At 39.6% G+C, this 13336-nt stretch carries 10 protein-coding genes; 5 read left to right on the plus strand and 5 right to left on the minus strand.

The genetic code is table 11. From position 1 onward, the window contains the following. Positions 1–217 precede the first annotated feature (217 nt). Positions 218–1297, minus strand: a complete 1080-nt coding sequence (gene serC / locus FTU22_RS07160) for a 3-phosphoserine/phosphohydroxythreonine transaminase (RefSeq protein WP_078192058.1) — start codon at positions 1295–1297, stop codon at positions 218–220. A 348-nt stretch (positions 1298–1645) separates the two neighbouring features. Between serC and FTU22_RS07165 the strand changes: the two genes are divergently transcribed. The 4 genes from FTU22_RS07165 to FTU22_RS07180 are packed head-to-tail and all read left to right on the plus strand — an operon-like array spanning position 1646 to position 6563. After that, on the plus strand, positions 1646–3133 hold the full coding sequence (locus FTU22_RS07165; protein WP_180008317.1) for a TolC family protein: 1488 nt from the start codon (positions 1646–1648) through the stop codon (positions 3131–3133). 21 nt (positions 3134–3154) lie between these two features. Next, the gene (locus tag FTU22_RS07170) at positions 3155–4318 is read left to right on the plus strand and encodes an HlyD family secretion protein (RefSeq protein WP_180093694.1); all 1164 of its coding nucleotides are present in this window, start codon (positions 3155–3157) and stop codon (positions 4316–4318) included. After that, positions 4318–5448: an ABC transporter permease gene (locus FTU22_RS07175; RefSeq protein WP_180093696.1), complete on the plus strand. Its 1131-nt coding sequence runs from the start codon at positions 4318–4320 to the stop codon at positions 5446–5448. The genes FTU22_RS07170 and FTU22_RS07175 overlap by 1 nt, the downstream gene beginning before the upstream one ends. Next, entirely contained in the window at positions 5445–6563 is a 1119-nt protein-coding gene (locus FTU22_RS07180) for an ABC transporter permease (protein WP_180093698.1), read from the plus strand. The genes FTU22_RS07175 and FTU22_RS07180 overlap by 4 nt, the downstream gene beginning before the upstream one ends. A 119-nt stretch (positions 6564–6682) precedes the next feature. On the opposite strand, the gene FTU22_RS07185 is transcribed toward FTU22_RS07180, so the two are convergent. Continuing rightward, entirely contained in the window at positions 6683–7231 is a 549-nt protein-coding gene (locus FTU22_RS07185; protein ID WP_180093700.1) for a hypothetical protein, read from the minus strand. Between the two features lie 459 nt (positions 7232–7690). Between FTU22_RS07185 and gltP the strand changes: the two genes are divergently transcribed. Then, a complete protein-coding gene (gltP, locus tag FTU22_RS07190; protein ID WP_111883928.1) occupies positions 7691–8986 on the plus strand; it encodes a glutamate/aspartate:proton symporter GltP in 1296 nt (431 codons plus the stop codon). Between the two features lie 65 nt (positions 8987–9051). Here gltP and FTU22_RS07195 read toward each other — a convergent pair whose 3' ends face one another. The 3 genes from FTU22_RS07195 to gyrA form a co-directional block, all read right to left on the minus strand. Beyond that, positions 9052–9495 (minus strand): DUF3887 domain-containing protein, encoded by a 444-nt coding sequence (locus tag FTU22_RS07195; RefSeq protein WP_111883927.1) that lies wholly within the window; start codon positions 9493–9495, stop codon positions 9052–9054. Between the two features lie 197 nt (positions 9496–9692). Next, positions 9693–10163 (minus strand): hypothetical protein, encoded by a 471-nt coding sequence (locus tag FTU22_RS07200; protein ID WP_162689711.1) that lies wholly within the window; start codon positions 10161–10163, stop codon positions 9693–9695. 91 nt (positions 10164–10254) lie between these two features. Next, the gene (gyrA, locus tag FTU22_RS07205; RefSeq protein WP_078192065.1) at positions 10255–13239 is read right to left on the minus strand and encodes a DNA gyrase subunit A; all 2985 of its coding nucleotides are present in this window, start codon (positions 13237–13239) and stop codon (positions 10255–10257) included. Between the last annotated feature and the right edge of the window lie 97 nt (positions 13240–13336).

Below are 13336 nucleotides of genomic sequence, written 5' to 3' on the forward strand. Positions count from 1 at the left end.
CGATAAATAGATCGGAAAGAATATCTATGAAAGTCGTGCAAGAAGAAAACTTATCGCAAGTTGACCATCACATGGAATCTCGATATCAAATCGAGCCAATGTCCTGCTTATTTTTTATGTTAGGTATGCTGATTTGTGCATACGTTTTACATACTTTTATTTTTTAATCTATTCAATAAAAAAACCGGCATTTGCCGGTTTTTTTATGTCTTTAGGATTATGCGTTGCGTTTTGCAAAGTCATCCATAAAGTTAACCAGTGCTTGAACGCCTTCTAGCGGAACAGCATTATAAATACTTGCACGCATACCACCCACTGAACGGTGACCGGCTAAATTAAGCAAGTGGTTTTCTTCAGCTTCTTTTAAGAATTGTTTTTCCAATTCTGGATTTGCCAAAGTAAATGGTACATTCATGATTGAACGGAATTCTTTTGCAATTGGATTTGCATAAAAATCGCTTGAATCGATATAACCATAAAGCAATTCAGCTTTTGCCATATTCGCTTTATAAATTGCGTCTACACCGCCCTGCTCAAGTAACCATTCAAAAACGAGGCCAGATAAGTACCATGCATAAGTTGATGGTGTATTCACCATTGAACCATTTTTCGCTTGAGCTGAATATTTCAAGATACTTGGAATATCTGCTTTCGCTTGATCCAATAAATCATCACGAATAATCACCAAAGTTAAACCAGCAGGACCTATATTTTTCTGAGCGCCTGCATAGATTAAACCGAACTTAGATACATCTAACGGTGCAGATAAAATGCTCGATGAAAAATCGGCAACCAATGGTTTGTCTGTTTCAGGAATATTGGCAAACTGAAGACCGCCAATGGTTTCATTATCTGCATAATGCACATAAGCCGCATCATCAGATAAGTTCCAAGTGCTTTGATCAGTAATCGCAAGTTTACCGTCAATGGTGGTACCCGCTTCAACGACATTAATGTCGCCATAACGCTGTGCTTCTTTCAACGCTTTTTCAGACCAAATACCAGTGTGAATATAGTCTGCTTTGCTGTTTTTACCCAATAGGTTTAATGGGATCGCAGAGAATTGAAGTGATGCGCCACCTTGAAGGAATAACACTTTATAGTTGTCTGGAATATTCATCAGCTTACGAAGATCAGCTTCTGCTTTCTCTGCCACAGCAACATAGTCTTTACTACGGTGGCTCATTTCCATGATCGAAAGGCCTTTGCCTTGCCAGTCAAGCATTTCAGCTTGAGCTTTTTCTAAAACGGCAGTGGGTAATGCAGCAGGACCAGCACAGAAGTTGTACGCGCGCATGAGTTTTCCTTTCAAAGTGAAACACAATAAAATGATGGCATTTAACCATATCTGACGCGTGCTTGCAGTAGTTAAAGCTGAAAATATTCCAATGCTGTCTGACATTTAAAGTCAAAATTTCAATAAAGATCAAAATTAATTCTTCTTAATTCAAATTATTAGATTTACTGATATTTTTTATCCCTTGAATTGATGCTAATTTAAGGTCTTGATGTGCGAAAAATGATGTGCGCTGCAAAGATAAAATTTATTTACATATGTATATGAAACAATACAACAACTTAGTGAATTTACCCAACTTCATCACAATGACTATAATGAACCCATCCTAGCTGTGAGTGTGTTTTTATGCCTTTACCTCGAACAGATTATTCTATAAAAATTAAACATACATTTCGTTCAGGTTTACTGCTTGGCCTTGGTTGTTTCAGTGGCTTTTTTAGCCCCACCGTACTTGCGCAAAGTATCAGTTATAGCCAAGCAGAACAAAGTCTACTCACTAGTTCGTATAGTACTCAGGCCAACCAAGCGCTACAACAATCTGCCGAACTTCAAGCTCAGGCCATTAAAGGGCTTGGTTTACCTCGTGTGGATTTAAACGTCCGTGCCTATGCCTTTCATAATGAACTCGATATTCCTCTCGGTGCCCTAAAAAATAACTTAGAACAAACGCTGAGTAATGGCATTAATAATAAAATTGATGAAAGCTTACCGAGTGATTTGGCAGACCCATTAAAAGACAGTCTGCAACAGCCAATCCGTGATGGTGTCGGATTAATTCCAGATTCTTCCCAAGTGGTCTTAGATGATCAAGTGATCCGCCCTACCGTTTCCGTAATGATGCCGCTGTATACCGGTGGGTTAACGTCTAGCGCCAAGGAAATTGCCAATATCCAAGCCAAACGCAGCGCGATAAGCAGTGAACAACAACAAGATGTGCAACGTTTTGAATTAATCCAAGCCTACTTCAATGCTCAATTGCAAAAAAAATTAGTTGAAAGCAGCCGCTTCAATTTAAATGCGATGCAACAACACTATGCCAATGCACTCAAAATGGAACAACAGGGTTTCATTAGTAAAGGCCAGCGTATGCAATTTGAAGTGGCGAAGAATAATGCGCTCAGAACTTTTCAAAATACTGAAGCGAATCTCCGCTCTAGCTTATTTAAGTTAAACAACTTAATGCAAAGCAGCCAAATTACTGATCTTTCAACGCCATTATTTATCAATCAGCAACACAATCAAAATATAACCGCCTTACTAAAAAGTTATCAGGATCAGTCTAGTTTGGTGCGTAAAATGCAATTGGACAGTCAATTGGCTGGTGCCAATGTGAAAGCCCAAAGCGCAGCAAAAAAACCCAACGTCTTTGCATTTGGCGAATATAGTCTCGACGATAAACAAAACTGGATCGTTGGTGTTGCCGCTCGCTACAACTTATTTTCAGGTATTGATAAAAACAAATCCGTACAAGCTGCTGAACTTCAACGCTATGCATCTGAGTTAATGACTGAGCGTACCAAACAAGAAATTGAAAGCCTGATTTATAGCTCATTTAATGAAGTCACCAGCGCTCAACAAAGTCACCTGTTGTTGCAGCAAAACCTAAAAGCTGCTCAAGAAAATTTAAGAATTCAACAGCTTTCATTTAAAGAAGATATGGGTACGGCCACACAAGTCATTGATGCACAAAATGCACTGAGCGGGCTACAAAGTGAAATGGCGCTTAATGCTTATAAATACGTGATGTCACTCGCAACACTGCTACAAAGTCACGGGAGCATTGACCAGTTCCAAAGCTATATCAATCAATCACACACCGACTATATTCGCTAAGTTTAGCCGAGGGGAAACAATATGAATCAGGAACCAACTGATCACCAAGAAGATGCCTCTGCGAATGCTGAAACATCCCAATCCAATGTCTCGAGTTCAAACGTTTCGTCTACAGCAAATACTGCTGAGGATACTCCAAAGAAAGTGAATACCAATACTGATGCAGAGACGAAAAAAAGCTCAGTGCAAAGTCGCAATAAATCTGCTTTGATCAAGCTCGTGATTGGCATTGTCTTAGTTCTGCTTTTGGCATTGATTGCATTTGGCTTATGGAAAAGTTATCAGCCTAAACAGGTTGAATTACAAGGTCGAGTTGAGGCTGAAACCATCCACATTAGTACCAAAGTACCTAGTCGTATTGAAGAAATATATGTGCATGACGGTGAAAAAGTACAAGCAGGTCAAGCACTGGTTCGTTTAACCAGCCCCGAAGTCGATGCAAAGAAACAACAGGCTTTAGCTGCACTTCAATCTGCGCAAGCACTGCAATCCACAGCTGAACGTGGCTCTCAACAAGAAAATATTGATAGTTTATATGCCAATTGGCAAAGTCTAAAAGCACAGCAACAATTGGCGCAAACCACCTACCAACGTGGTCAAAACCTCTATAAAGAAGGTGTCATTTCACGACAACGCCGTGATGAAATGCAAGCTGCCGCAGTGTCTGCTGCGCAAATGACAGAAGCGTCTTATCAACAATATGCGCGTGCAAAACGTGGCAGTACACCGCAACAACAAAGCTCGGCAGATGCCCAAGTCAAGATTGCGCAAGCCGCGTTAGCTGAAGCCAATGCACTTGAGGCGGAAACCAAATTGTTTGCACCCTCTAATGGCACCATTTCAAAAACCTATGGCAAAGTTTCAGAATTAATTGCGATGGGTGTGCCCGTTGTAAGCCTGATTCAAGATGATAGCTTATGGATTAGCTTAAATGTCCGTGAAGACCAGTATGCTCAAGTGTATCAACTCAAGACCATGCAAGGATTTATACCGGCACTGAACAAATCTGCCGATTTTAAAATTGATCACATCGAAGCCGAAGGTGAATTTGCAACGATTAAAACCACGCGACAAACAGGCGGCTATGACATTCGTAGTTTTAAAGTCCAACTGAAACCCGCTCAGCCGATTGCTGACTTAAAAGTGGGTATGAGCGTTTTGTTTAAAATTGAAGAGCGTAAATAATGTTTAGGGGCATTCTGCGTGAGTTTCGCTATTTGATGCAGCATAAATGGGACTTGTGTATGGTCACACTTGCCCCTGCCCTAGTGATTTTGCTCTTTACTAATATGTTTGCTCAAGGCAAACCAGATCATTTACCCATCGCGATCATAGACCAAGATCAAAGCAGTTTAAGCCGTAACATTACTCATTTTGCGCAGCTCAACCATACTTTAAAAGTAGCCACCATTACACCTAGTATGGACGATGCTGAAAAGCTGATAAATCAAACCCACATTTGGGGCTATATTCATATTCCTGCTGGCGCAGAGCAACGACTGGTTCAAGCAAAAGATGCAGAAATCAGCATTGCCTATAACCAAAGCTATTTTAGTGTCGGCAATAGTATTTCATCAGCCATGCTGCTAAGTACATTGCAAGCCATGGCCGATTTTAGTGGTCATCAGTATTTAGAAAATACCATTCCCTACCTCGATGCACCGACGCCCAATGTTAAAATTTCACCCTTATACAATCCGGGTTTAAATTATGAGTTCTATTTAGAGCCTTATATGATTCCTGCGATTCTGCATTTATTACTTTGTTGCTGTGTCGCATTTTCAGTCGGTCAAGAAATCAAATATGGCACTGTAAATCAATGGGTGAAACCGACTTCTATCTTTAAAGCTTTAATCGCTAAAAATCTCAGTTATGTTTTCATTTTTACCGCTTGGACATGGGCGTGGATGTTGTGGCTAATCGTGTTTCGAGGGTGGTTTGTTCAGGGTTCATTATTGCTCATTTTGCTCGGGCAATTGTTTTTTTATACTGCCTATGCCTTTATCAGCTCTACTGTAGTTTTGGCGACACGTGATCTCACCAAGTCCTTTGGTTTTATTGCGGTATATGGTGGCTCATCTCTAAGTTTTGCAGGGGTGACATTGCCGCTAAATAACGCGCCGATGTTTACAAAATTCTGGGCCAATATTATTCCCTATACGCCTTATGCCAAATTACAAACAGAACAATGGGTCATTGGTAGCCCAATCTCCATTTCAATCACACCGCTTATCACCCTGATCATTTACTGTCTGTTCTATTTTCTTCTTGCCAGCTTCTTTTTACGTAAAGTACTAAAGGAGCAACTCATATGAATGTAATTGCATCATTTCTATCAAATTTGCTCAGACACTATATTCAAACCTTTAAAGATATTGTGAAGCACAGTTCGATTTTTACCACTTTAGTGCTTTCTGTTTTTCTTTACAGTTTTTTTTATCCCATTGCTTATCAAGCGGAACATGCAGAATCGCTCCCTATCATTGTGGTGGATGAGGAACAAAGCATACTCACCAATACGATTATTGGTGCTGTAGCCAATAGTCCCAATGTAGAAATTCGAGCTGTGACTGGTAATTTTGCTGAGGCTGAAAATATGCTCAGAAGTCAGCAAGCTGACGGGATTTTACTGTTGCCGAGTAATCTTTCAAATAGCATTCGCCGTGGTGAAACCGGTGGAATTGGTTTATATCTCAGTGCTGCAAACTTTCTAAAGACACAAAAAATTGGCTTAGGTTTAGCCAGTTCGATGGAAAATGCCCTCGTCGAATATGCAGAAAAATTCCAGAACATATCCGATTTTAGCCCAGCTTTATCTATCCATAAGATTCCATTATTTAATCCACTTTCAGGCTATGGCAGCTATATTTTCCCAGCGGTTGCTCCCTTAATTATTCATCAGACGATTTTATTGGGTCTGTGCATGCTTATTGCGACCTATCGACAAAACACCACATGGCGTCCAAGCTATACACAATTAGCTGGCATTTTCTTGTGTATTTTGACCATTGGAACTTTGGGGTGCTTCTATTTATTTGGTTTTACCTTTTGGCTGAATGACTATCCACGGGGTGGAAATTTGTGGGGCATGTTCATTGCTGTACCCATCTTCCTCAGTTGTATTATTGCGATGACGCTCTATCTAGCCACCTTTCTTGACCTGCCAGAACGTGCAGGACATGTCATCGTTTTTAGTTCTATTCCGCTATTTCTACTTTCGGGAACGGCATGGCCACATGCAGCTATGCCTGAATGGATGCAAATACTCGCTCAAGCATTACCTTCGACCCAAGGCATTCAAATGTTCCTTCAACTCAATCAGATGGGTGTGCCTACAGTAATCGTCATCCCAAAACTGCTTTACCTCACAAGTATTGGACTGATTTTTTTATGTCTTGCTGTCTGGCGTTTAAATTTTGCCAAAAGATAAAACTGTTTGTGCTGTAAGACATGTCTGGTCTCAAGCGAAATGCGTTCAAACCTATTCATCATAGACTCGAACGCTTTGCTTCTTAGCATGTCTCAAATATTAATTCTTTCTGCCACCTATTAACTGTATGCTGTTGGCGTCACAGTCGATGCTTCATCCACTTGAGTATTAAAATCATCTGCATCTGAGGTGATCTCAGTAACCAAATCATCTGATTCTTTTTCTGCAGCGTTTTCAAGCCAGAATCCTTTCACTTTATCGTCCCCATCATGACCTGCAAATACCACACTCATATACAGTTCTTTTTTCGGATAATCATATTTATACACAATTGTTGTGGTCTTACCTTCTCCCAGCCGAGTATTTGCCATTCGCTGAATCACTTCCGCTTCAGCACTAGGTTGACCTGCAGGAATCAGCTTTTTCATACGTGAAAACAGCTCTGGATCTGCTAGCATCGCATCACGAACATTTTCTTCAACCAATACCAAAAAGCTGTCTTGATGGGGTTGGTGTAGTGCTGCGAATAATTTTTCTGACTTTGTACGCTGTGAGCTTGTCTCACTTGGTAGGCTTGATTCGAATTTTGCAATCAAGAAATCGCCGATTTTTTCACAAGCCGTTATAGGTAAGATTAAAGCAATGATGACGACTAATTTTTTCAACACCGTACAAGCCCTCTGGTTATTATTAAAATATATAAAGTTAAAATTTAGTTCGGATAATCTGTGTGATTTATAGAATTTTCACTGATTTATCTGCCTCACAAGTATAAAGCAAACTTCTATATAAAAATGAAAAATACAGGCTTACAATTAGTTTTTCGATCTTTCTAGGCAAATCAGAGATTTTGTGAAGTGTTCATTAATAACTCAATTTTATTCGTTCTATAAATTAAACTTAACAATCAAATCGCTTATACAACTAAAAATGATAATTTATCGATCAAACAGTTTGGTTTTGATCAAAATCGTTGGCTGTATTCTCATATAAACTGCAAAATATTGTCGTATTTATCTCCCAAATTATTCAGAACTTTTTGTCATGGCGGATTCAGTCTGTCTGCAACATTTGTTCGTGGATGACTGTGGGCTTTTTTCTCCCAAATCTGACATAAGAGCTGATGTATGAAAAAGATTAAGGTGAGCCTTGCCTGGCAAATCGTGATTGCTCTCATTCTAGGTATACTTGTTGGTGCTTTCCTACACTATTCTCCTGAATATCGTGATGCTTTAGTTAATAACTTTTTGACGCCTTTGGGCTCAATTTTTATTAACCTCATTAAGATGATCGTTATTCCGCTTGTTGTGTCGATGCTTATTTTAGGTATTGCCAATACAAGTCACGGTAGTAACTTAGGTAAACTAGGTTTCAAAACGATTATTTATTTTGAAATCATTACCACTGTTGCTATTTTAGTCGGTTTAGTTGCAGCCAACGTATTCCAACCTGGTGCCGGCATTGATATGTCTGCATTGACGCAAGTCGATATTTCAAAGTATCAAGAAACAACACATGAAGTCAGTGAACATTCTCATGGTTTGATTCAAACAATACTTTCACTTATTCCATCTAACTTTTTTGCAGCTTTGACGAGTGGTCAAATGCTCCCAATCATCTTTTTCTCTGTGATGTTTGGTGTAGGTTTAGGTGCGCTTGATCAGGAAGTAAAACAACCTTTAATTAAAGTGTTGACCGCTGTTTCTGAAACGATGTTTAAAGTTACTCACATGATCATGATGTTTGCACCTATTGGTGTATTCGGCTTGATTGCTGCAACTGTTGCGAATTTCGGCTTCAGCTCACTTGTGCCACTGCTTAAACTCGCAGTTTTAGTTTATGGCGCAATATTCTTCTTTATTTTCATTGTATTAGGTGCAGTTGCTAAATTCTGTGGCTTCAGTGTTTGGGCCATTATCAAGATCTTAAAAGATGAATTGATTCTCGCATATTCAACTGCAAGTTCTGAAACCGTCCTCCCCCGTATTATGGAAAAAATGGAAGCTTACGGTGCTCCGAAACCGATTACCAGTTTCGTGATTCCAATTGGCTATTCATTTAACCTCGATGGTTCGACCCTATATCAAAGTATTGCGGCTATCTTTATTGCTCAGCTTTACGGGATTGATCTGACAATCACCCAACAAGTGATTCTAGTACTGACCTTGATGATTACCTCTAAAGGGATTGCAGGTGTACCTGGAGTTTCTTTCGTGGTCTTACTGGCGACTCTCGGCAGTGTCGGTATTCCTCTCGAAGGTCTGGCATTCATTGCAGGTATTGACCGTATTTTAGATATGGCACGTACTGTACTGAATGTGATTGGTAACGCGCTTGCGGTACTGGTGATCAGTAAATGGGAAGGCCAATTTGATACTGAAAAACAAAAAAATTATGCCTCTCATCTAAAAGATGCCGCTTAATTTGATGACATAAAAAAGGACGCTTAGGCGTCCTTTTTTACAGCTTTGTTTTTTTTTACCTAATTTTATTTATTTTTTTCGCCAAAAACTGAAATATTAAAATCTCGAATTTTGTTACTTCCTGCGGGTTTATCAAAACTTACATCATACTGTACAAGGTTTTTATTGGTATAACCGTACTCATAAGTAACTGTATATAAAGACGGCTTTTCAGTCGATTTTTCAATGTGCTTAGCCACTATATTTTTACGTGAGTAATCTTGTTTCGGAATACCTCGTGCAAATTTACGCAGCTCTTTTTCATTCTGTTCAAACTTCGCTTTGAGTTCTGGTTCAAAGTAAGTGTACAGCTTATCAAAATTGCCTTCACGTAATTGATCATAGGCAGCTTGGGCTACTTCAGTCTGTTCAACACTTGGGTCTGGTATTGCATTTAATGCTTTTTGGCCAATTTGGTCACAACCTGACAACGCTATGACACAACCTAGTAACAAAAAATTTGCCTTCATAACCACACTTATTCCTAATTTAAGCTTTTGAGTATATATAAAACTTCAAAGTTGATATTAAAATTAAGATATCTCTTTAACTTTTCTCTTTCCAACTTGTTGACAGTACATTAAATTAAACTCTGTTCACTTACGCAAGGTAAATGAGCTTCACTTTTAATGTATTTAAATAAAGTACCACTGAAAATTCTAAGGGTTTATTTAAGTACCAACTTTAGATGACTACCGATAATTTTAGCCAAAGGATCATCTTGTTTAAATAATACGGTGTAAAATACAGTTTGCTGCTCGTATTCATACTTAAGGTTTGCTTCAATTAGTTCACCATGCACACTATTTTTAATACTTTTATATTCCAACATTTTATAATCTAAAACTTTTTCAAAATATGGAATATATGAAGATATTTCTGGTAATAATGTTGGATCTTCTAACAAAGCTTGATAAAACTTCTCATCTGTTATTTTCTGGATTTGATCTAAATCTTTATCACGTATAGCAACATACAATTGCTCAATGTGTTTAAGTTGCAAAGGTGTCAGCTTATAAGGAATAGATGATTCTTTTTTTATACCTTCATTAAACTCTACGGACGTCGGCTCACTACATCCCATTAATGCAAAACAAATGACTATTCCTTTGGTTCTAATTAATTTTTTGAAATACATTTAAGTCACTATTCTTGTTTATATAAATTTTTGTTAATACTATTCATCTATCAAAAAGGACGCCGTAGCGCCCTCTTTTCTCAATCTTCAATTAGTCTTCTTCAGGCTCATTGAGATCTGATTCATTGTCATTTTGATCAATAATCGTTGAGTCATCTACAAGTTGCTCAGTTTCGATTGCTTCCACTTCTTCAAAAGTTTCGTCTTCTTCAACTGCTTCGATCGCCACAACACCGACTAAGATTTCGCTTTCACCTAAACGGATCAAACGAACACCTTGAGCATTACGACCTGTTTGTGCCACTTCAGACGCACGTGTACGAACCAACGTACCGCCATCTGAAATTAACATTAGCTCTTTAGACGCATCAATCGCTACCGCACCAACAAGTTCACCGTTACGTTCAGATGTTTTAATTGCAATAACACCTTTACCGCCACGTTTCTTGGTTGGGAAGTCATCTACTGGTGTACGTTTACCATAACCATTAGCTGAAGCACAAAGTACTTCACCAGTTTCCGGAACAACCACCAATGACACTATACGGCTAATGAGAGCTGAATCAGAGGTATCGTCATCATCAGATTCTACATCCGCATCCTCAGCGTCTTCAGCTTGAGCTGCCGCACCAATGGTCACGCGCATACCACGGACACCTTTGGCAGAACGGCCCATTGAACGCACGTCAGTTTCTGCAAAACGAATGGCTTTACCTTCGTTTGAGAACAACATGATTTGTTGTTCGCCATCAGTAATAGCAACACCAATTAAGGTGTCATCACCATTGAGTTCAATCGCACGTAGACCGTTAGAACGAACATTCGAGAATTGTTCTAACTCAACACGTTTAATCGTACCGTATTCTGTTGCCATAAATACGTAGAAGTTTTTACGAACGGCTTCTGCTTGCTGTGCAAAGTCATTGATGATTTCATCATCAAGATCAGTGGTAGAAAGCTCTAAGCCCAACTGTTTCAATTGAACACGTAATGCATCAGACAAGTCATCTGCACCGTCTTCAGTCTCAGCAAGTGCAGCTTCTAAACCAGCAAAATGACTATTAATCACTTCATTGGTTTGTAGCTGTGCACTATTGGCTTTTACAAATGCTTTAAAGTCAGCCAAGCGTTCTTTAAATTTCTTCGGCGCATCAACCACAGGTAAAATAGCGGTGATGGTTTCGTTTTCATCTAATGGCAATAAGTTCACCATCGGACGACCTTTCGCACCACGAGATGCTTGAGGTACTTCATACACTTTCAAACGATAAACTTTACCCACATTGGTAAAGCAAAGCACTGTTGCGTGGTTAGAAGTCACGATCAAATGTTGGATGTAATCGTCTTCTTTCATTGAAGTTGCAGACTTACCACGTCCACCACGACGCTGTGCAGCGTAGTCTGACAATGGTTGAGTTTTTGCATAGCCTGATTTAGAAACAGTTAGTACCATTTGCTCTTCAGGGATTAAATCTTCACGAGAGAAGTCGATACGTGATTCCACGATATCGGTACGACGTGCATCGCCATATTGTTGAAGGATTAAAGCCAATTCTTCTTTAATCACGTTCATCAATAAGTTGAAATCGTTCAAAATTGCCGTGTATTCAGCAATTTGACCAAGAATTTCTGTATATTCAGCTTGTAACTTGTCTTGTTCTAGACCAGTTAAACGATGTAAACGAAGTTCTAAGATCGCACCCACTTGGGTTGGAGACAGACGATAAATATCACCTGTTAAACCAAATGGACGTGCTGGATCTTCGCCTTCAATTTCATCTGGACGGACAGATACCGCGCCTGCTTTTTCAAGCAAGGCAACAACACCTCCGCCTGCCCACTCGCCCGCTTGTAAACGTTCGCGCGCTTCGCTTGGATTTGCAGATGTTTTGATGGTTTCAATGATCGCATCGATATTTGCCAGAGCAACCGTCAAACCTTCTAAGATATGTCCACGTTCACGTGCTTTACGCAATTCGAACATGGTACGGCGTGTGACCACTTCCTGACGGTGACGGATAAACGCTGCAATAATATCTTTCAAGTTCATTAACTTAGGCTGACCATTATCGAGGCAGACCATGTTAATGCTGAATGAATTTTCTAATTGGGTATTTTGGAATAGGTTATTTACAATCACTTCGGCGTTTTCACCACGCTTCAAGTCAATTGCAATACGCATCCCTTCTTTATCTGATTCATCACGAAGTTCAGAAATACCTTCAAGTTTTTTCTCTTTAACCAACTCAGCAATACGTTCAATGGTTTTTGCTTTGTTAACTTGATAAGGAATTTCAGTGAAGACAATCGTGCTACGGCCCGATTTTTGGTCTTCTTCAATGTGATATTTACCACGGATATGCAAACGGCCTTTACCAGTACGGTACGCATCGACAATGCCTGATTTACCGTAAATGATGCCGCCTGTAGGGAAGTCTGGACCAGAAATGTGTTCCATTAACCCTTCAATGCTGATATGCGGATCGTTGGCATAAGCAAGACATGCATTAATGACTTCTGTCATATTATGCGGAGCCATGTTCGTTGCCATACCTACTGCAATACCAGCTACACCGTTAATCAACAAGTTAGGCACACGTGTTGGCATTACTTGTGGAATACGTTCAGAACCGTCGTAGTTGTCTTCCCACTCTACGGTATCTTTCTCAAGATCCGCTAAAAGTTCGTGGGTTAATTTACGCATACGAACTTCGGTATAACGCATTGCTGCTGCACTGTCACCATCGACAGAACCGAAGTTACCCTGACCATCAACCAATTGATAGCGTAAACTGAAATCTTGAGCCATACGAACAATGGTTTCGTATACAGCTGAGTCACCATGTGGGTGATATTTACCGATGACGTCACCGACTACACGGGCAGACTTTTTGTAAGCTTTGTTGTAGTCATTGCCCAATTCGTGCATTGCAAAAAGCACACGACGGTGAACAGGTTTGAGACCATCTCGGACATCTGGCAACGCACGTGACACAATCACGCTCATTGCATAATCGAGATATGAGCTCTTCAGTTCATCCTCAATGGCAATCGGTCTAATTTCCGATACGCTCATGCATACTCCTTGTTATACAAGCAGAATTCTGCCCGCATTTATATATCGTAAATCTGTAAAAATTAGTTCAAAAAATACTGAACCAATATCAAAAATC

The organism is Acinetobacter sp. YH12076, assembly GCF_013419525.1.
In the GTDB taxonomy this organism is placed as follows: domain Bacteria; phylum Pseudomonadota; class Gammaproteobacteria; order Pseudomonadales; family Moraxellaceae; genus Acinetobacter; species Acinetobacter amyesii.

Bases quoted from the DNA above. Each gene is read 5' to 3' on its own strand.
- FTU22_RS07195 (WP_111883927.1), bottom strand. From the start codon at position 9,495: ATGAAGGCAAATTTTTTGTTACTAGGTTGTGTCATAGCGTTGTCAGGT.
- FTU22_RS07175 (WP_180093696.1), top strand. From the start codon at position 4,318: ATGTTTAGGGGCATTCTGCGTGAGTTTCGCTATTTGATGCAGCATAAA.
- FTU22_RS07200 (WP_162689711.1), bottom strand. From the start codon at position 10,163: ATGTATTTCAAAAAATTAATTAGAACCAAAGGAATAGTCATTTGTTTT.
- FTU22_RS07180 (WP_180093698.1), top strand. From the start codon at position 5,445: ATGAATGTAATTGCATCATTTCTATCAAATTTGCTCAGACACTATATT.
- FTU22_RS07165 (WP_180008317.1), top strand. From the start codon at position 1,646: ATGCCTTTACCTCGAACAGATTATTCTATAAAAATTAAACATACATTT.
- gltP (WP_111883928.1), top strand. From the start codon at position 7,691: ATGAAAAAGATTAAGGTGAGCCTTGCCTGGCAAATCGTGATTGCTCTC.
- gyrA (WP_078192065.1), bottom strand. From the start codon at position 13,239: ATGAGCGTATCGGAAATTAGACCGATTGCCATTGAGGATGAACTGAAG.
- serC (WP_078192058.1), bottom strand. From the start codon at position 1,297: ATGCGCGCGTACAACTTCTGTGCTGGTCCTGCTGCATTACCCACTGCC.
- FTU22_RS07170 (WP_180093694.1), top strand. From the start codon at position 3,155: ATGAATCAGGAACCAACTGATCACCAAGAAGATGCCTCTGCGAATGCT.